The sequence below is a fragment of the Frigoribacterium sp. CFBP9029 genome, from assembly GCF_034045305.1.
GTDB lineage: Bacteria > Actinomycetota > Actinomycetes > Actinomycetales > Microbacteriaceae > Frigoribacterium.
Window position 1 is genome coordinate 258,261 of sequence record NZ_JAXCWB010000002.1, and the last position, 18,320, is coordinate 276,580.

Consider the following 18,320-nt stretch of genomic DNA (forward strand, 5'->3'; position numbering starts at 1 on the left):
GACTGGCGTGGTCATGTCGCCCCGCAGCTCCCGTCCCGCCGCGCCCTCCGGCGCCGACGGCCCGTCCCGGGGCTCGATGCGGCGCGAGCGGGTCGTCGACTCCGCGCTGGCCGTCGGGTTCCTCGTGCTGGCGCTCGTCACCTCGGCGCTGGCGTCGGTGATCCTGAGCTCCGACGGGCACGCCATGCCCTCGACCCTCGAGACCCTGGCGGGCGCGGTGGCGGTGAGCCTTCCGATCGCGTTCCGCCGGAGGTTCCCGGTGTCGGTCATGATCATCGTCTCGACGGCGTTCATCGTGCTCGGGGTGAGGGGCCATCCCGACGACCTCCTGCCCTCCATCGCCGAGTTCCTCGTCGTGTTCTCCGCGAACGTCTGGTCGCCCTCGCGGCGCCGTGCGCTCGTCTGGAGCCTGGTGGTCGTCGTCGCCATGTTCGCCTGGCTCGCCATCGACATCGCGGCGCAGGTGAGCGACGACTCCGACTCCGCCGACGTCGTCCTGGCCTCCAGCCTCTACTCGGTCGTCCTGAACGCCCTGTTCTTCCTCGCCGCGATCCACTTCGGCCGCGTCTCGCGTGAGTCGAGGTCACGCCGGCGCGCGCTCGAGAGGTCCGACGCGGCCCTCCGTGCGGCCAACGACCGGATCGCCGAGCAGGCGATCGGCGACGAGCGCGCCCGCATCGCCCGCGAGCTGCACGACGTGGTGGCCCACCACGTCGCCGTCATCGGCATCCAGGCCGGTGCCGCGCGGCGCACGCTCGACCGCCCCGAGATCGCCCGTGGCGCACTCGCCGCCGTCGAGGACACCGCACGCACGACCATCGACGAGCTCGACCGCCTCCTGACCGTCATGCGCTCGCGCGACGGGCTGCCTCCCGAGCCCGTGGCCGGTCTGGCCGCCCTCCCCGACCTCGTGGCCGACACCCGCGCCCTCGGACTCGACGTCCGACTCGAGATCGACGGCGACACCGGCGACGTCCCCGACGGCGTCGGCGCCACGCTGTACCGGATCGCCCAGGAGGCGCTGACCAACACCCTGAAGCACGGTGCGGCCAGGTGCGCCGTCATCCGGGTCGTCCACGGCGAGGGGTCGGTCGGCCTCGAGGTCGTCGACGACGGACTCGGCTCGAGCGGGCATGCTGCACGCGCCGGGGGAGCCGGCCGAGGCGCGACCGGTGCGCTCGATCCGGCGGCGGCCCCCTCCGGTTCGGGTCTCGGGCACCGGGGGATGCGCGAACGGGTGGATCTGCACGGCGGTCGCCTCACCGTGGGCCCCCGCGAGGGAGGCGGCTACCGCGTCCGCGTCGACCTCCCCGTCGTGGCCCACCCTCCGAAGGGGGCTACCCTCTTCGAGGGGGAATGAGCATGGAGAAGACGAACGACCGGCCGGTGCGGGTGCTCCTGGCCGACGACCAGGATCTCGTGCGAGCGGGGTTCCGGATCATCCTCGAGACCGCCAGGGGCGTGACGGTCGTGGGGGAGGCGCGCGACGGCGTCGAGGCCGTCGACCTGGCCGCGAGCCTCGAGCCGGACGTCGTCGTGATGGACATCGAGATGCCCGGCATCGACGGCGTCGAGGCCACCAGGCGCATCCTCGGGTCGTCGGGCGAGCACCGCCCGTCGGTGCTGATCCTCACGACCTTCGCCCGGGGCGACTACCTGTTCCGGTCGCTCCAGGCCGGGGCGAGCGGCTTCCTGCTGAAGACCGCCGGCCCGGAAGAGCTCATCGAGGCGATCGGCGTCGTCGATCGCGGTGACGCGCTCGTCTGCCCCGAGCTGACCCGTGCAGTCGTCACCCGTGCGCTCGTCGACACGACGGAGAACGCCGTCGTGCCGAACGCACGGCTGAGTCTCCTCACGGGCCGCGAACGCGAGGTGCTCGACGGCATGGCTCGGGGCGCCTCCAACGCCGAGATCGCACGCGGGCTGTTCGTCGGCGAGGCGACCGTGAAGACGCACGTCTCGAACGTCCTCGCCAAGCTGGCGCTGCGCGATCGCACCGCCGCGGTCGTGTTCGCCTACGAGAACGGCGTCGTCGTCCCCGGCGAGCTGGGCGACGGAGGCGCGGCGGGGGTCGACTAGGTCAGCCGCGTCGATGGGCGGCGCCCTCCGCCCGGCGCTCAGGGGGCCGGCGGGTACCGCGGGTCGTCGCCCTTGCCGTCGCGTCGGCGGAGGTACTGCTCGAACTCCTGCGCGATGGCCTCGCCGCTCGCCTCGGGGGAGTCGACGGTGTCGCGCGCCTGCTCCAGCTGCTCGATGTAGCCCGCCATGTCGTCGTCGTCGGCCGCGAGGGCGTCGATACCGGCCTCCCATGCGGCGGCCTCCTCGACGAGGTCGCCGCGGGGCACGCTCACGGCGGACAGCTCGTCGAGCTTCTCGACGAGCGCGAGCGTCGCCTTGGGCGAGGGGGCGTTGTGCACGTAGTGCGGGACGGACGCCCAGACCGACAGCGAGGGCACGCCGGCCGTCTCGACGGCGTCGCCGAGGACGGAGAGGATGCCCACCGGGCCCTCGTACGTGCTGCGCTCGAGGCCGAGCTGACCTCGGACGTCGGCGTTGTCGCTGCTGACGAAGACGGAGATCGGCCGGGTGTGCGGGACGTCGGCGAGCATCGCCCCGAGGAACACCACGGAGGTGATCGCGTGGACGTCCACGAGGTCGACGATCTCGGCCGCGAACCCGCGCCAGCTGCGCGACGGCTCGGCGCCCAGCAGGACGAAGACCTCGGTGTCGGACCCGACGTCGGACGACGCGGCGATGACCTCGGAGGAGTCGGGTGCGGCGAGCAGCTCGATCCGCGGCCAGACGAGCGTCCGCCCGCCGTCGTCGTCGAGCCCGATCTGCGGGCGGTTGAACTGGTAGTCGATGTACCGCTCGCCGTCCAGCTCGGCCACCGGCTCGAGGCCCAGCGACTCGACGAGGCTCCGTGCGACCCCGCTGGCCGCCTCGCCGGCGTCGTTCCACCCCTCGAAGGCGACGACCAGGAGTCGCCCCTTCGCGAAGTCCGACGTGTTCGACGTGTTCGTCACCTGTGTCCTCACCGAGCCGGGCCCGCTGCACCGGCGTCTTGACCCTCCACAGTAGACCGTGCGTCGCCGGGTCCCCGGCCGGGTCGGCCGGACCGCCGGGCGCCTCCCGTAGACTCGATGCCCGTGACCTCCTCTCTTCCCGCCGCGGTCCTCTGGGACATGGACGGCACTCTCGTCGACACCGAGCCCTACTGGTACGAATGCCAGGTCGAACTGGTCGAGTCGTTCGGTGGAACCTGGACCAGAGCCGACGGCGACGCCATGATCGGCACGGGCCTGTGGGACTCCGCCCGGGTCATCCAGCAGCACGGCGTCGATCTCCCGCTCGACGAGATCATCGACCGCCTGACGACCGGGGTCCTGGCGCTCGTCGCCGACGACGTCCCGTGGCGACCCGGCGCCCGAGAGCTCCTCGCCGAGCTGCGGAGCGAGGGCGTGCCCACGGCGCTCGTCACGATGTCCATCCGGCGCATGGCCGACTTCATGATCGAGGCGATCGACTTCCCGGCCTTCGACGCCGTCGTGGCCGGCGACGAGGTCGAGAACAGCAAGCCCCACCCCGAGGCGTACCTGCGCGGCGCGGCCCTGCTCGGCGTCGACATCGCCGACTGCGTCGCCATCGAGGACTCCCCGCCCGGGGCCGCGTCGGCCGTCGCGTCCGGCGCCGTCGTCCTCGGCGTCGAGCACGCCGCACCGCTCGTCGACGACGCCGGGTACACCCGTGCCACGACCCTCCGCGGTGTGACCGTGGCCGACCTGCGCCGGCTGCACGCCGCGGCACGCGACACGAGCCGACCACCCGCCTCCGCCCTCTGACCGCGGGGAGCCGATCGGCGCCGACCCGCGCCTCCTCGGCTCCCGGCCCTCGACCGAGCCGCCCCTCCGACCGAAAGCAGCACCGCATGACCGCCACCCGTCGCCAGTCCGGCCCCTTCCTCGAGGGCGACAAGGTCCAGCTGACCGGCCCGAAGGGCAAGATGAACACGGTCGTGCTGACCCCCGGCGCGGTGTTCCACACCCACCGGGGCATGATCGCCCACGACGCGCTCGTCGGTCTGCCCGACGGCTCGGTCGTGGCGAGCACCACCGGCGACGAGTACCTGGCCCTGCGCCCGCTGCTCAGCGACTTCGTCATGTCGATGCCGCGCGGTGCCGCCATCGTCTATCCGAAGGACGCCGCCCAGATCGTCGCCTTCGCCGACATCTTCCCCGGCGCCACCGTCGTCGAGGCCGGGGTGGGGTCGGGCGCCCTCTCGCTCTGGCTGCTGCGGGCGATCGGCCCCGAGGGCAGACTGGCCTCGTTCGAGCGCCGTCAGGAGTTCGCCGACGTCGCCGAGGGCAACGTCGTCAGCTTCTTCGGCTCGGAGCAGCCGAACTGGAGCGTCACGGTCGGCGACCTCGTCGACGAGCTGCCGAAGACGATGCCCGACGGCACGGTCGACCGCGTCGTGCTCGACATGCTCGCCCCCTGGGAGTGCGTCGACGCGACCGCCGCCGCACTCACGCCCGGCGGACTGGTCGTCTGCTACGTCGCCACGGCGACCCAGCTCTCGCGCGTCGCCGAGGCCCTCCGCGCATCCGGCGTCTTCACCGAGCCCGACGCCTCCGAGACGCTCGTCCGCGGTTGGCACGTCGAGGGGCTGGCCGTCCGTCCCGACCACCGCATGATCGGGCACACCGGGTTCCTCATCACGGCACGACGGCTCGCGCCGGGTGCCGAGCTGCCGCAGCTCAAGCGCCGTCCGTCGAAGTCCGACTACTCCGACGAGGACGTCGAGCTCTGGACCCCCGGCGCCCTCGGCGACCGCACGGCCAGCGACAAGAAGCTGCGCAAGACGGCGCGCCAGGCGAGGTCGGCCGCCGACGCCGCCGTGGCCGCGACGGAGTCCGACGCGACCTCGAGGTCGGCCGGCGACCCGTCGCCCTCCGCCTGAACGGCGCCGATCTCCCCGCCCTCCCACCCCGACTAGGCTGTTCCCGCATCCGCGGCCCCGGCCGCCTCCCGGCCCGCCGGCCGCCGCAACGAAATGAGTACCCGTGCGCAAGATCCCCGCACTCGTCGTGACCCTCGGCCTCGTGGCCTCCCTCTCGGCATGCGCGACCAGCGCCGCCCCCGGGTCGGCCGGCTGCCCGCCCACGGGCGACGCCGCCTCGGTCGTGACCGCGACGGGTGCGTTCGGTGAGAAGCCCGAGGCGACCGTGCCCAGTCCGATCGTCACGACCGAGACCCAGGTCTCGACGGTGATCGAGGGCGACGGCGCCCGTCTGGTCGACGGCTCGCCCGTCCTCATCGACTACACGCTGTTCGACGGCAGCACGGGCACGGAGGTGGAGAACAGCGGCTACGACGGTTCCATCGGCAACCCGGTGACCGTCGGCGGCTCGGCCCTCGCGCCCCTGGCCGACGCGTTGGAGTGCTCGACGGTCGGTTCGCGCGTGGTCGTCGCCCTGAAGGCCTCCGAGCTCCAGGCGTCGCTGTCCGGCTCGACCGCCCCCGCGAGCGACGACCCCGACGCCGCGTACATCGCCGTGGTCGACATCCGCCAGTCGTTCCTGGCCAAGGCGAACGGACGCCTCGTCCCCGGGGCCGACGGCCTGCCCGCCGTGGTGACGGCACCCGACGGCGCCCCCGGCATCACCGTCCCCGTCGCCCCGGCGCCGACCACGCAGCAGACGCACCTCGTCCGCGAAGGAGACGGGTCGCGGCTGACCGCCGACTCGACGGCGGTCGTGCAGTTCACGGCGGTGACCTGGGCGGAGCCGTCGACCGTGGCCGGGTCGACGTGGACGAACGGCGACACCGCGACGACGGTGGCGCTCGACGACCAGACCCTGCCCGCCGCGCTCCGCGACGCGCTGGTCGGTCAGACGGTCGGGTCGCAGGTCATGACGGTCGTCCCCGCCAGCGACGAGAACCCCAGCACCTACGTCTACGTCTTCGACGTCCTGGGTTCGCTCTGACCGGCACGTCGATCCACGCGCCGCGACGGCCGGGGCGCCCCACCCCGGCCGTGGCCTAGGCTCGACCCGTGTCAGCCGCCCGCGCCCCTCGCGTACCCGTCGAAGAGCGCCTCTTCAGCCTCGTCCTCGCCCTCCTCGCGACCGAGCCCGGCCTGACGAAGTCCGACATCCTCGCCACGGTCCAGGGCTATCGGCAGAAGTACTCGCCGAACGGCGACAACACCGCTCTCGAGCGTCAGTTCGAGCGCGACAAAGACGACATCCGCGAGCTGGGCGTGCCGCTCGAGACCCTCGACGACCCGGCGGCGTCGGGCAACAACCAGATGCTCCGCTACCGCATACCCCGCGGCGCGTACGAGCTTCCCCTCGACATCGCCTTCTCATCGGAGGAGACCGCGCTGCTGACCCTCGCCGCCATGGTCTGGCGCGAGGGGACGCTCTCGGGCGAGAGCAGACGCGCGCTCCTCAAGCTCCGCTCGCTCGGCGGCACGGCGACCGTCCCCGGGCTCGACTACGCCCCTCGCATCCGCTCGCGAGACGCCGCCTTCGAACCGCTGCGCGACGCGCTCGACCGTGGAGTGCTCGTGCGGTTCCCCTATCTGAAGCCCGGCGAGTCCGAGGCGAGGAGGCGCGAGGTCGCTCCGTTCGCCCTCATCCAGCATCAGGGCCGCTGGATGGTCTCGTGCCTCGAGCCCGACACCGGCCGCCGGAAGACCTTCCTGCTGTCGCGCATCATCGGCCCGGTCGTCATCACCGCGGTCGCCGTCGAGCGTCCCGTCGATGCGACGGCGGAGTCGGCCCTCGCGGCGCTCGACGAGGTCTGGCGCACCAGGACGGCGCTCATCCGCGTGGTCGCCGGCTCCGACGCCGAGACCAGACTGACCAAACGACGCTCGACGGTGGTCCGCGACGACTGCCTCCTCGAGATCCACTTCTCCGACGAGCAGATCGTCGCCGACGAGCTGGCGTCCTTCGGGCCCGAGGTGACCGTGCTCGAGCCCGCCTCGGTCAGGGACCTGGTGATCGCGCGGCTGCGTCGGCTCGTCGCCGTCCACACCGAGGTCCGCGCCGCCGGGGGGAGTCACCATGGCTGAGAAGAGATCCGCCCTGCACGCCACCGACAAGCTGGCCTTCCTGCTCTCCCTGGTGCCGTACCTCATCGATCGGGGGCGGGTCTCCGTCGCCGAGGCCGCCGAGCACTTCGGCGTGTCCGTCGGGGAGATCCGCCGGGCGGTCGAGCTGATCGCCGTATCCGGCGTGCCCGGCGAGACGAACCAGTACCAGCACGACGACCTCTTCGACATCGCGTGGGACGACTTCGAGCAGAACGACGTCATCGTCCTCACGCACATGGTGGCGATCGACGAGTCGCCTCGCTTCTCGGCCCGTGAGGCCGCGGCGCTGATCGCGGGTCTGCAGTACCTGTCGTCGCTTCCCGAGAACGCCGATCGCGCCGCCATCGCCACCCTGATGTCCAAGCTCGCACGGGGCGCGTCGTCCGCTCCGAGCCAGGTCGCCGTCGACCAGCGCGAGACCAGCGACGTCCTGTCCCTCGTCGAGCTGGCCGTCGCCCAGGGTCGCCAGCTCGAGTTCGACTACGCGGGGGTCCGTGACGTCGTCGAGCGGAGGCGCGTCGACCCTCTGCGGGTCGAGTCCGTCGACGCCGACTGGTACCTGCGCGGCTACGACCATCTGCGACACGCGTTGCGGACGTTCCGGCTCGACCGGATCGCCCGACCGGCCCTGACCGACGAGCCGCTCGCGCACCGCCCGTCGGACGTCGTCCTGCCGGACACCCTCTTCGAGGGGTCGCCCGACGACGAGACCGTGACGATCGACATCGATTCGGCGGCCGCGCCCCTCCTCGCCGACTACGCCCCGGACGACGTCGAGCCCCTCGACGACGGTCGCTCCCGTCTGAGAGTGCGCGTCGGCCAGTTCGGGACGGTCGCGCGACTCGTGGCGGGCCTGCCCGGCGATCCCGAGGTCGTCTCGCCGATCGCCGCCCGCGCAGCCGTCGGCGACTGGGCCTCACGGGCGCTGGCCGGCTACGACGCCGACCCGCGTTCCTGACGACCGCTCGGGCTTCAGCTCGGGGGAGTGGAGCCGGGGTTAGACTGAGACCTCCCCTGCCACGCAAGGAGAACACCTCATGCTCGGAAACCTCACCGGATTCCACCTCATCATCGTCCTGGCGATCATCCTCCTGCTGTTCGGCGCTCCCAAGCTGCCGGCGCTCGCGAAGAGCATCGCCCAGTCGATGCGCATCTTCAAGAACGAGGTCCGCGACGACGACAAGGCACCGTCCGACGACTACACCCGTCGCGACGACGCCCGCCGCGACGAGTACAGCCGACGCGACGACGCGACGGCTCGTCCGACCACCGACGGTCCGGTCGTCCGCCCGTCGCAGAGCGACCTCCCGCCGAAGTCCTGATCCGTGGCCACGACGACGACTCGTGGCCGCAGCGGCGGAGAGCAGCAGCCGAGAAGCAGGGCCAAAGACGGTCGCATGTCTCTCGGGGCGCATCTCATCGAGCTCCGCAAGCGGCTGTTCCTGGCCGCACTCGCCCTCATCGTGGCGAGCATCGCCGGGTGGTTCCTCTCGCAGTTCGTCCTCGACTTCCTGCGTGAGCCCGTGACCCGCATCGCCGAGGCCCGCTCCCGCGAGGCGACCCTGAACTACCCCGGCGTCAGCTCCAGCTTCGACCTGCGCATCCAGATCTCGGTGACGGTCGGGGTCATCATCTCGAGTCCCGTCTGGCTCTATCAGATCTGGGCCTTCATCGTCCCCGCGCTCGTGCGCCGCGAGAAGCTGTACGCCATCGGCTTCATCGGCACGGCCATCCCGCTGTTCCTCCTCGGCTGCACGAGCGGACTCTTCGTCCTTCCGCACATCGTCGAGGTCCTCACCGGTTTCGCGGCGCAGCAGGACGCCGCCATCATCGACGCGAAGCAGTACTACGACTTCGTCCTCAAACTGGTCCTCGCCGTGGGCATCGCCTTCGTCCTGCCCGTGTTCCTGGTCCTCCTGAACTTCGTGGGCGTCATCTCGGCCGTGTCGATCATCAAGGGCTGGCGGGTCGCGATCCTGCTGATCACCCTGTTCACGGCGATCGCCACCCCCGCGGCCGACGTCTTCTCCATGTTCCTCCTCGCCGTCCCGATGGTGGTGCTCTACTTCGCCGCCGCCGGCGTGGCCTGGCTGCACGATCGCCGGGTCGCGAAACGTGCGGCGGCCCTCGACGCCGAACTCGCGACAGGATGACCTCATGAGCACCGAAGCGAGCCCCGCCGAACGATTCGCCGCCTCGAAGAACAGGGTGCGCACGCCGCAGCTGCAGTCGTTCCGCTCCCGTCTCGGCTTCGCCCTCGATCCGTTCCAGATCGCCGCATGCGAGTCGGTCGAACAGGGCAACAGCGTGCTCGTGGCCGCCCCGACCGGGGCCGGCAAGACCCTCGTCGCCGAGTTCGCGATCCATCTCGCCATGCAGCAGGCCCGCGACAAGGTCTTCTACACGGCGCCGATGAAGGCGCTCAGCAACCAGAAGTTCCAAGAGCTCGTGGCCGAGTACGGTGCGTCCGAGGTGGGCCTCCTGACCGGCGACACGAACGTCAACTCCCGTGCGCGCATCGTCGTGATGACGACCGAGGTGCTCCGCAACATGATCTACGCGGGGTCCGAGATGCTCGACGACCTCCGCTACGTCGTGCTCGACGAGGTGCACTTCCTGGCCGACCGGTTCCGGGGCGCCGTCTGGGAGGAGGTCATCATCCACCTCCCGCTCGACGTCCGTCTCGTGTCCCTGAGCGCGACGGTCTCGAACGCCGAGGAGTTCGGCGACTGGCTGCAGACGGTGCGGGGAGGCACCGACGTCATCGTCTCGGAAGACCGCCCCGTGCCCCTCGACCAGCACGTCCTGGTCGGCGGCAAGTTCCTCGACCTCTTCGACTCGAGCGGCCAGGCGGCCACGAACCGCGTCAACCCCGAGCTGCTGCGGGCCACATCCCTCTCGCGCAAGGGCGGGTCGGGTCGTCGAGGCGACGGCGGTTCGAGGCGTGGGCCGCGGGGCCATGTGATGGCCCCCATCCAGCAGGCTCAGGGTCGACTCGACCGCTGGAAGATCGTCGAGATGCTCGACGACCAGAATCTGCTGCCGGCCATCTTCTTCGTCTTCAGCCGGGTGGGCTGCGATCAGGCGGTCAAGCAGGTCCTCCGATCCGGCATCCGACTGACGACCGCCGATCAACGCCAGGAGATCCGCGAGATCGTCGAGGCCCGGTGCCGCACGCTCCGCGACGAGGACCTCGCCGTGCTCGGCTACTGGCAGTGGCTCGACGGACTCGAACGCGGAGTGGCGGCGCACCACGCCGGTCTGCTCCCGGCGTTCAAGGAGGTCGTCGAAGAGCTCTTCCAGAAGAAGCTGGTCAAGGTCGTCTTCGCGACGGAGACCCTCGCCCTCGGCATCAACATGCCCGCCCGCACGGTCGTTCTCGAGAAGCTCGAGAAGTTCAACGGCGAGGCCAGGGTCCCGATCACCCCGGGGGAGTACACGCAGCTCACGGGGCGTGCCGGTCGCCGCGGCATCGACGTCGAGGGCCATTCGCTCATCCAGTGGCAGCAGGGGCTCGACCCGCAGGCGGTCGCCTCCCTCGCATCGCGGCGCACGTACCCGATGAACTCCAGCTTCCGCCCGACGTACAACATGGCGGTCAACCTCATCGAGCAGTTCGGCCGTTCACGCACCCGTGAGGTGCTCGAGACCTCGTTCGCGCAGTTCCAGGCCGACCGCTCGGTCGTCGATCTCGCCCGCAAGGTGCGCACGCAGCAGGCGAGTCTCGACGGCTACGCCGCGAGCATGGAGTGCCACCTCGGCGACTTCCGCCAGTACACGCTCATCCGTCGCGAGCTGGGCGACCTCGAGAAGCAGGGCGCGGCGCGGGCCGACGCCCAGTCGCGCAGCGAGCACGAGAAGCGTCAGCGCCGGCTGGGCGACCTGCGGCGTGAGATGCGTCAGCACCCGTGCCACGCCTGTCCCGATCGCGAGCAGCACGCCCGGTGGTCCGAGCGGTGGTTCAAGCTCAAGAAGCAGACCGATCAGCTGTCGGCGCAGATCCGCAGCCGCACGGGTGCGGTGGCGAAGGTCTTCGACCGGGTGACCGACGTGCTGCTCGACCGGGGGTATCTCGTGCCCCGCGCCTCCTCGGAGTCCCGTCCGGCGTCGTCCCGAGGAGGCACGGGTCGGCTCCCCGCGACCGTCGAGGTGGACGTCGCCCCGGCCGGGCGCACCCTGCGGCGCATCTACGGCGATCGCGACCTCCTGGTGGCCGAGTGCCTGCGACTGGGTCTCTGGAACATGCTCGACGTCCCCTCCCTGGCCGCGATGGCCGCCACGCTCGTCTACGAGCCGAGGCGTGACGAGGGGCAGCTCGCCGAGCGGTTCCTCCCGCGGGGCGAGTACCGGACGGCACTCGACGAGACGCAGAAGCTCTGGGCCGAGCTCGACGACCTCGAGCAGGAGCACCGACTCCCGGGCAGCATCCCCCCGGCCCCCGGCCTCGCGCTGGCGATGCACCGGTGGGCACGGGGCGCCAGTCTCGACAGCGTCCTCGAAGACGCCGAACTGGCGGCCGGCGACTTCGTCCGCTGGACGAAGCAGACGATCGACCTCCTCGACCAGCTGTCGGTGGTGGCCGATCTGCCGGTCGGTCCGACGGCGCGGCAGGCCCTCGACGCCGTCCGGCGCGGCATCGTCGCCTATTCGGCGGTCTGACGACCACGGGCGGAGAGGCTCCCAGCCGGGTCGACCTAGAATCCTGAGGTGCCCTCCCGTGTGACCGAGCTCCGTCTGCCCCTCTGGTTGGCCCTCGTCGTGGCCCTGTTCGCCGGGCCCGTCCTCGACGCGGGGTTCCCCGACGGCGACGTCTGGCCGCTGACGTTCGTCGGCATCGGCCTGGTGCTCGTCGCGCTGAGGGGCCGCCGAGCCGGCAGCGCGTTCCTCGTCGGGCTGGTCGCGGGGCTGTCGTTCTATCTCATCCACATCCAGTGGGCCACGCTCTTCCTCGGCGTGGTGCCGTGGGCGGCGCTGGCGGGTCTCGAGGCGCTGTTCTTCGCCGGGGGAGCCGTGCTCATCACCCTGGCCTACCGCTGGGTGCCCGACGTCTGGCCCGGCACCCTCGGGCGCGCGCTGCTGCTGCCCGTCGTCGTGGCCGGGCTGTGGACCCTCCGCGAGTTCATCGCCGGCAACTGGCCCTACGGCGGCTTCGCCTGGGGCAGGGTCGCCCTGAGCCAGTCCGAGAGCCCGTTCAAGGGTCTCGTCGCCTATCTCGGCATCTCGGGCCTGAGCTTCCTGATGGTCGCCGTCGTCGCCGTCCTGATCGAACTGGCGCTGCTCAGCACCATCCGGGGTTCGACGCGGGTCCTGGCCGGTGCCATCGTGATCGCGGCGGCGCTGGCCGTCCCGGCATGGCCGACCTTCACCGACGGCACGGCGACGATCGCGGGTGTCCAGGGCAACGGCAAGGCCGGCTACTTCGACTCGGCCGATCGCGCCTACGGCGACCTGACCGACTCGCAGGTGCTGGCGATGCAGGGGCTCGACCCCGCCGCGAACGACCTCGATCTGATCGTCTGGCCCGAGGGCGGCAGCGACCGCGATCCGACCCGGGACGAGTTCGGCCGCTATGTCTTCGACGCCATCAACCGGGGCTACGGCGCACCGCTCCTGTCGGGTGTCATCACCGAGAGCCCCGACGGCGAGACCACGTACAACTCGTCGATCCTGTGGGACGACGGCGAGGTCGTCGGCCAGTACGACAAGAAGCACCCGGTGCCGTTCGGCGAGTACGTGCCCGATCGCGCCTTCTGGCGTCCGTTCGCACCCGAGCTGATCGACCTGATCGGCCGCGACTACACGCCGGGCACGCGCGACGAGGCGATCGATGTGGGCGACTTCGTGGCGGGCATCTCCATCTGCTTCGACATCGTGGACGACCAGCTGATCACGAACATGATGGATCAGGGCGCCCAGGTCATCGTCGCGCAGACCAACAACGCCGACTTCGGGTCGAGACCCGGGCAGACCGACGAGAACGAGCAGCAGCTCGCCATCGCCAAGATGCGGGCCATCCAGACGGCCCGATCGGTCGTCAACGTGTCGACCGTCGCCTCCACCCGGGTCATCGACGCCCACGGCGACGTCGTCGACGGAACGCGCGACTACGAGCCGGGCACGATGGTCACCACGGTCGATCTGGGCACGGGCACGACCCCTGCCGTCGTCGCGAGCCGGGCGATCGAACTGCTCGTGTCGTTCTTCGGCCTCGCCACGCTCCTGATGGCCGGTCTGTGGAGGGGCCGACGCCGGGCCGCCCGTGACACCGCGAACGGCCCCGTCACCACGATCCGTGGCGGTGACGGGGCCGTCCTGGTGCGCTGACCGGGCTGCGGCTCAGGCGCCGATCTTCACCTGACCCTTGCGGGCCCGGAGGAAGTCGAGCCGCTCCTGCAGCAGCTCCTCGAGCTCGTCGCGCGTGCGACGCTCGAGCAGCATGTCCCAGTGCGACCTCGGAACCTTCACGTCGGCCTCGTCGATCTCGACGAGCTTCCCGTCGGCAGTCAGAAGACGCCCCTCCAGGCCGCTCTTCGGCGACTGCCAGATGTCGGGGATGTCCGCATCGGCGGCGAACACCATCTCGAACGTCGTGCCGTCGGTCGTCTGGTAGACGGCCTTCTTGCGGGGCGAGAATTCGACGCCCTCTTCGCTCTGCAGGCTCTGACTACCCAGTCTCATACCGCGCAAACTGCGATCTGCCATTGTGTGGTCTCCTCTCGCGGTGCAATCTCCCGTTGTAACCCGGAATTCGGTGCGGTTGTTTCGCCCGACGGCCTTTCACAGTGCCTTCACAGTGCGGAGATGCCTGGTCAACGCAGTTCTTCGAGTGCCAGATCCACCCGATCGGTGACGATCCCGGCGACCCCGAGCGCGACGAGGCGGTGCATGTCCGCGGGGTCGTCGACCGTCCAGACATGGGTCTCGACCCCGACCGAGGCGAGGTCCGCGACCCGCCGGGCGGTCACGATCGTGACCGGCCCTCGCCGTTCGGGCACCTGGATCGCCCCGCAGCCCGCGAGCACCGTGGCGAGCAGACGGCGTCGGACGGATCGGAGGGGGATCACCCCGATCAGGACGGCCGAGACGACGAGACGAGACGAGGCCGAGGTGGCGACACCCGGCAGCCCGGCCACCGTGCGGGCGCGGCGCGACTGGTCGAACGACGTCACCAGAACGCGATCGACGGCACCGGCCCGGCGGATGGCCTGGATGGTCGGCTCGACGGCGTCGTCCGACTTCACGTCGATGTTGAAACGCGTCTCGGGGAACGCGTCGAGCGCCTCGACGAGGGAGGGCATGGTCTGGTCGTCGGGCAGGCGGATGCTGGAGACCTCCGACCAGTCGAGGTCGAGGAGGCGCTGGTCGCGACCTGCGAGTCGTCGCAGGTCGGCGTCGTGGCTGATGACCGCGACTCCGTCACGAGTGGCGTGCACGTCGGTCTCGAGGTAGTCGGCACCGATCGCGATCGCCTCCGCGAAGGCGAGCATGGTGTTCTCGGGCGCCGTGGTGTGCAGTCCGCGATGGGCGAGCAGCCGGGGAGTCTCGGGGTCGAACCACCGGGTGGGGCGATCAGCCGCGTGCGTCGTCACGGTCGGTCGCTCGGGGGAGTCGCCGACCCGTCGTCCGATCCGTTCGGGGCGGCGGTCGGGCCGTCGGCCGATCCGCTCGCCGGGTCGACGGAGCCGGGCTCGGTCACGGTCGGGAATCCGAGGTCGGGTTCCGATCCGAGGTCGACCGTGCTCGCCAGATCGGGTGTGGCGTCCATGTCCGCCACCGACGGCCCGGGCCGGGGCACCCAGCCCGGTGCGTCGGGGTTCTTGGGAGCGAAGAAGCCCGAGCCGATGCCCTTCAGGGCCTCGGTCAGCTCGCTCGGGATGATCCAGAGCTTGTTCGCCGACCCGTCGGCCAGCTTCGGGAGGGTCTGCAGGTACTGATAGGCCAGCAGCTTGGGGTCGGGATCGCCGGCGTGGATGGCGTTGAAGACGGTCTGGATCGCCTCCGCCTCGCCCTGGGCTCGGAGCACCTGCGCCTTCGCATCGCCCTCGGCTCGGAGGATCGCCGCCTGACGCATGCCCTCGGCCTCGAGGATCTGCGACTGCTTCGTCCCCTCGGCCGTGAGGATGGCTGCACGTCGGTTCCGCTCGGCGCGCATCTGCTGCTCCATCGAGTCCTGGATCGACAGGGGCGGATCGATGGCCTTGAGCTCGACGCGGCCGACCCGGATGCCCCATTTGCCGGTGGCCTCGTCGAGGACCACCCGCAGCTGCCCGTTGATGTTGTCGCGACTGGTCAGCGCCTCCTCGAGGTTCAGACCGCCGACGACGTTCCGGAGGGTCGTCGTGGTGAGCTGCTCGACGGCCCCGAGGTAGTTGGCGATCTCGTAGGTGGCCGCGCGGGCGTCGGTCACCTGGAAGTACACGACGGTGTCGATCGACACCACCAGGTTGTCTTCCGTGATGACCGGCTGGGGCGGGAACGACACCACCTGCTCGCGCATGTCGATCAGCGGCCGGACGCGGTCGATGAACGGCACGAGCAGATTCAGACCCGGGTTGAGCGTCTTGTGATAGCGGCCGAGTCGTTCGACGACACCGGCGCTGGCCTGGGGGATGATCCGCACGGCCCGGAAGAGCACGACCAGGACGAGCACGACGACGATGGCGACCACCACGATCGTGGCGACGGTGGCGGGGGTGACGGAATCCATGGGCTAGTCCCTTCGCACGGGGACGACGAGAGCGGTCGACCCCTGGATGGCGGTCACGACGACCGGCGCGCCGGTGTCGAGAGGTGTGATGGACTCGCCCGGCATCGGGGGAGTCGTGAGCAGTCGGGCGGTCCACGTGTCGCCGTTGGTCAGCTTGACCTGCCCGGCGTCGAGCCCGATGGGCACGACGACCGTGCCATGCAGCCCGAGCAGGGCCTCGATGTTGCTCGGCGTCGGATCCCCGCCCTTCTTCAGCGCCTTGAGCAGAGCCGGCCGCACGGTGAAGAGCAGGAGGACGGCGACGATGCCGCCGGTGACGATCTGCAGCCACCACGGTGCGCCGAGCAGACCGGAGACGAGTCCGCCGCCGCTCCCGATGGCGAGCATGAGGAACGTGAGCTCGAGGGTGGTGACCTCGATCACCACGAAGAGGAGGATCAGCGCGATCCAGATGATCCATGCGTACTGGGCGACGACGTCCATCCCCGAACCTCCCTCAGTTCCCCTGTTATGGAAAAGTATCACCTCCCACCGACGTCGAGTAGGTGCTTGGTAGTCTCGGGGCTGGTCCTCAGGGAGGCGCGCTCCGTCGAGATCGACGTCGCACCTCCTCGGCGCCCCGCAGCATCCGCACCCCGTTCCGCCCGCTCAGTCAGGAGTACGCCTTGTCCAACCCCCTCGCCGCCGGCTCGTTGTCCGGCGCCCGTGCCCTCGTCACCGGTTCATCGCGCGGCATCGGCGCCGACACGATCGCGTACCTGGCCGAGGCCGGTGCCAAGGTCGTCGTCAACTACCGCAATAAAGAGCGCCGGGCGCTGCAGCTCGTCGACAAGATCGAGGCCGCCGGGGGAGAGGCCATCGCGATCGGGGCCGACCTCACCGATCCCGAGAGCGTCCGGGGCATGTTCGCCACGGTGGGCGAGCGCTTCGGCGGGCTCGACATCCTCGTGATGAACGCCTCCGGCGGCATGGAGAGCGGCATGGCCGAGGACTACGCCCTCAAGCTCAACCGCGACGCCCAGGTGGAGCTGCTGACCGCCGCGCTGCCGCTGCTGGCCCCGGGTTCGCGGGTCGTCTTCGTCACCAGCCACCAGGCGCACTTCATCGAGACGACCGAGACGATGCCCGAGTACCTGCCCGTCGCCCTCAGCAAGCGGGCCGGCGAAGACGCCCTGCGCGCGATGATCCCGCAGCTCGAGGCGGCCGGCGTCGAGTTCGTCGTGGTCTCCGGCGACATGATCGAGGGCACCATCACGGCGACCCTCCTCGAGCGCTCGAACCCCGGCGCCATCTCGTCGCGCAAGGAGAGCGCCGGCAAGCTGTACAACGTCGCCGAGTTCGCGGCGGAGGTCGCATCTGCGGCCGTCGACCCGGTGCCGACCGATCACACCCGTTATGTCGGAGACACGAGCGACTTCGCGCCCCTGTCATGACCGAGCGGGTCGTCCGGGCGACGTCTCGGTTGATAGTCGTCGACGACGACGGCCGGGTCCTGCTCATGCTGACCAAGGCCCCCGACACCAGCGGCGTCGCCCGCTGGATCACACCCGGCGGGGGAGTCGACCCGGGTGAGACCCAGGCCGAAGCGGCCATCCGGGAGCTCCGCGAGGAGACCGGTCAGATCATCACCGACCCGGGCGACGTCGTGTACGTCGAGGACTTCGTCGTCCCGTGGGACGACGCTGATCACACGCACGGTCACGCCGAGTTCTTCATCGTCAGACTGCCGCATTTCGAGATCGACGACGCCGGCTGGACGGACGACGAACGCGTCGACATCCTCGAGTCGCGCTGGTTCACGATCGACGAGCTCGACGGACTCGACGCGGCCGACGACGCCGTCGAACCGGCGGCGCTCGTGCCGCTGCTGCGCCGCATCCTCTGAGTCGTTCCTCGACCGAGACCCCTTCTCGGCCGACTCAGCAGTGCGCTGATAATGCACATTATGTCAGCTTGGCGATCTCGAACACCCCTCTCGCGCCTCCTCGGTGTTGGCTCGACGCATGACCAGCGCACCCCATGCACGCGACGCACACGACGACGAGCGAGACGGCCCCGACGGTCGGCACCGCCGACCGGAGGGCCTCGACGACGCGACCGTCGACGCCCTCGGCGAGCTCTCGGCGGCCCTCGAGGTCGTCGAACAGGCCCGAGGGTTCCTCTACGGATTCCACCGGCTGACCGGCAAGGCCGACCTGGCCCTCGGCGACGCCGTCGAGAAGCTGCGGGCGGCCGGGCACGGCGAGATCGCCGACCGGCTCGACCGGGAGCTGATCGGCCGCAACGTGATCGACGGGCGATGGACCTTCCAGATCGTCGAGGACTACGACGACGGCTACTACGCGCTGTTCCGCGAGAGCGAGAAGAACGCTCGTGATGCTCTCGCCGGCGGCAGGAGACATCTGTTCGAGGCGGAGATGAAGGAGGCGCGGCGCACGCCGGGCCATCGCCACCATGCAGCGCTCCCCCACGACCCCGACGACGGGGAACCCCACGGTCCCGCCTGAGATG

At 70.6% G+C, this 18,320-nt stretch carries 19 protein-coding genes; 14 read left to right on the forward strand and 5 right to left on the reverse strand.

All coding sequences use genetic code 11. The annotated features are described in order from the left end of the window. Positions 1-13: 13 nt before the first annotated feature. Together SOM11_RS03740 and SOM11_RS03745 are read left to right on the forward strand one after the other, a co-directional pair. Positions 14-1,360: a sensor histidine kinase gene (locus tag SOM11_RS03740; RefSeq protein WP_320477214.1), complete on the forward strand. Its 1,347-nt coding sequence runs from the start codon at positions 14-16 to the stop codon at positions 1,358-1,360. Next, on the forward strand, positions 1,357-2,079 hold the full coding sequence (locus SOM11_RS03745) for a response regulator (protein WP_192060400.1): 723 nt from the start codon (positions 1,357-1,359) through the stop codon (positions 2,077-2,079). The genes SOM11_RS03740 and SOM11_RS03745 overlap by 4 nt, the downstream gene beginning before the upstream one ends. Before the next feature lie 38 nt (positions 2,080-2,117). Here SOM11_RS03745 and SOM11_RS03750 read toward each other — a convergent pair whose 3' ends face one another. Beyond that, entirely contained in the window at positions 2,118-3,026 is a 909-nt protein-coding gene (locus SOM11_RS03750; RefSeq protein ID WP_192060401.1) for a proteasome assembly chaperone family protein, read from the reverse strand. A gap of 123 nt (positions 3,027-3,149) precedes the next feature. Between SOM11_RS03750 and SOM11_RS03755 the strand changes: the two genes are divergently transcribed. The 9 genes from SOM11_RS03755 (at position 3,150) to lnt (ending at position 13,426) form a co-directional block, all read left to right on the forward strand. Then, positions 3,150-3,842, forward strand: a complete 693-nt coding sequence (locus SOM11_RS03755; protein WP_192060402.1) for an HAD family hydrolase — start codon at positions 3,150-3,152, stop codon at positions 3,840-3,842. Between the two features lie 86 nt (positions 3,843-3,928). Continuing rightward, on the forward strand, positions 3,929-4,960 hold the full coding sequence (locus SOM11_RS03760) for a tRNA (adenine-N1)-methyltransferase (RefSeq protein ID WP_243213474.1): 1,032 nt from the start codon (positions 3,929-3,931) through the stop codon (positions 4,958-4,960). Between the two features lie 103 nt (positions 4,961-5,063). Then, positions 5,064-5,987 carry a hypothetical protein gene (locus SOM11_RS03765; protein ID WP_320477215.1) on the forward strand — a complete coding sequence of 308 codons (924 nt, stop codon included), beginning with the start codon at positions 5,064-5,066 and terminating at the stop codon, positions 5,985-5,987. A 68-nt stretch (positions 5,988-6,055) separates the two neighbouring features. Then, a complete protein-coding gene (locus SOM11_RS03770; RefSeq protein ID WP_320477216.1) occupies positions 6,056-7,081 on the forward strand; it encodes a WYL domain-containing protein in 1,026 nt (341 codons plus the stop codon). Continuing rightward, positions 7,074-8,060 (forward strand): WYL domain-containing protein, encoded by a 987-nt coding sequence (locus SOM11_RS03775; RefSeq protein WP_320477217.1) that lies wholly within the window; start codon positions 7,074-7,076, stop codon positions 8,058-8,060. Before SOM11_RS03770 ends, SOM11_RS03775 begins: the two co-directional genes overlap by 8 nt. A 79-nt stretch (positions 8,061-8,139) precedes the next feature. Further along, positions 8,140-8,424, forward strand: coding sequence for a twin-arginine translocase TatA/TatE family subunit (gene tatA / locus SOM11_RS03780; RefSeq protein ID WP_243213479.1), 285 nt, complete (start codon positions 8,140-8,142; stop codon positions 8,422-8,424). Between the two features lie 75 nt (positions 8,425-8,499). After that, a complete protein-coding gene (gene tatC, locus SOM11_RS03785) occupies positions 8,500-9,255 on the forward strand; it encodes a twin-arginine translocase subunit TatC (protein ID WP_243213481.1) in 756 nt (251 codons plus the stop codon). Positions 9,256-9,259: 4 nt separating this feature from the next. After that, entirely contained in the window at positions 9,260-11,761 is a 2,502-nt protein-coding gene (locus SOM11_RS03790; RefSeq protein ID WP_320477218.1) for a DEAD/DEAH box helicase, read from the forward strand. Positions 11,762-11,809: 48 nt separating this feature from the next. Beyond that, entirely contained in the window at positions 11,810-13,426 is a 1,617-nt protein-coding gene (gene lnt / locus SOM11_RS03795; protein WP_320477219.1) for an apolipoprotein N-acyltransferase, read from the forward strand. A gap of 12 nt (positions 13,427-13,438) precedes the next feature. Here lnt and SOM11_RS03800 read toward each other — a convergent pair whose 3' ends face one another. The 4 genes from SOM11_RS03800 to SOM11_RS03815 form a co-directional block, all read right to left on the reverse strand. Continuing rightward, a complete protein-coding gene (locus SOM11_RS03800; protein ID WP_192060410.1) occupies positions 13,439-13,804 on the reverse strand; it encodes an RNA polymerase-binding protein RbpA in 366 nt (121 codons plus the stop codon). Between the two features lie 107 nt (positions 13,805-13,911). Continuing rightward, entirely contained in the window at positions 13,912-14,691 is a 780-nt protein-coding gene (locus SOM11_RS03805) for a glycerophosphodiester phosphodiesterase family protein (protein WP_320477220.1), read from the reverse strand. Continuing rightward, on the reverse strand, positions 14,688-15,809 hold the full coding sequence (locus SOM11_RS03810; RefSeq protein ID WP_320477221.1) for an SPFH domain-containing protein: 1,122 nt from the start codon (positions 15,807-15,809) through the stop codon (positions 14,688-14,690). The genes SOM11_RS03805 and SOM11_RS03810 overlap by 4 nt, the downstream gene beginning before the upstream one ends. Positions 15,810-15,812: 3 nt before the next feature. Continuing rightward, the gene (locus SOM11_RS03815) at positions 15,813-16,292 is read right to left on the reverse strand and encodes an NfeD family protein (RefSeq protein ID WP_192060412.1); all 480 of its coding nucleotides are present in this window, start codon (positions 16,290-16,292) and stop codon (positions 15,813-15,815) included. A gap of 182 nt (positions 16,293-16,474) precedes the next feature. On the opposite strand from SOM11_RS03815, the gene SOM11_RS03820 reads away from it, so the two are divergent. From SOM11_RS03820 to SOM11_RS03830, 3 genes are all read left to right on the forward strand, one after another. After that, positions 16,475-17,242: an SDR family oxidoreductase gene (locus tag SOM11_RS03820; RefSeq protein WP_192060413.1), complete on the forward strand. Its 768-nt coding sequence runs from the start codon at positions 16,475-16,477 to the stop codon at positions 17,240-17,242. Further along, positions 17,239-17,694 carry an NUDIX hydrolase gene (locus SOM11_RS03825; RefSeq protein ID WP_192060414.1) on the forward strand — a complete coding sequence of 152 codons (456 nt, stop codon included), beginning with the start codon at positions 17,239-17,241 and terminating at the stop codon, positions 17,692-17,694. Before SOM11_RS03820 ends, SOM11_RS03825 begins: the two co-directional genes overlap by 4 nt. Before the next feature lie 118 nt (positions 17,695-17,812). Further along, positions 17,813-18,316, forward strand: coding sequence for a hypothetical protein (locus SOM11_RS03830; protein WP_320477222.1), 504 nt, complete (start codon positions 17,813-17,815; stop codon positions 18,314-18,316). Positions 18,317-18,320 lie beyond the last annotated feature (4 nt).

Coding starts and splice junctions, on each gene's coding strand:
- SOM11_RS03740 (WP_320477214.1), top strand. CDS start 14: ATGTCGCCCCGCAGCTCCCGTCCCGCCGCGCCCTCCGGCGCCGACGGC.
- SOM11_RS03745 (WP_192060400.1), top strand. CDS start 1,357: ATGAGCATGGAGAAGACGAACGACCGGCCGGTGCGGGTGCTCCTGGCC.
- SOM11_RS03760 (WP_243213474.1), top strand. CDS start 3,929: ATGACCGCCACCCGTCGCCAGTCCGGCCCCTTCCTCGAGGGCGACAAG.
- SOM11_RS03775 (WP_320477217.1), top strand. CDS start 7,074: ATGGCTGAGAAGAGATCCGCCCTGCACGCCACCGACAAGCTGGCCTTC.
- tatA (WP_243213479.1), top strand. CDS start 8,140: ATGCTCGGAAACCTCACCGGATTCCACCTCATCATCGTCCTGGCGATC.
- tatC (WP_243213481.1), top strand. CDS start 8,500: ATGTCTCTCGGGGCGCATCTCATCGAGCTCCGCAAGCGGCTGTTCCTG.
- SOM11_RS03790 (WP_320477218.1), top strand. CDS start 9,260: ATGAGCACCGAAGCGAGCCCCGCCGAACGATTCGCCGCCTCGAAGAAC.
- SOM11_RS03800 (WP_192060410.1), bottom strand. CDS start 13,804: ATGGCAGATCGCAGTTTGCGCGGTATGAGACTGGGTAGTCAGAGCCTG.
- SOM11_RS03810 (WP_320477221.1), bottom strand. CDS start 15,809: ATGGATTCCGTCACCCCCGCCACCGTCGCCACGATCGTGGTGGTCGCC.
- SOM11_RS03815 (WP_192060412.1), bottom strand. CDS start 16,292: ATGGACGTCGTCGCCCAGTACGCATGGATCATCTGGATCGCGCTGATC.
- SOM11_RS03825 (WP_192060414.1), top strand. CDS start 17,239: ATGACCGAGCGGGTCGTCCGGGCGACGTCTCGGTTGATAGTCGTCGAC.
- SOM11_RS03830 (WP_320477222.1), top strand. CDS start 17,813: ATGACCAGCGCACCCCATGCACGCGACGCACACGACGACGAGCGAGAC.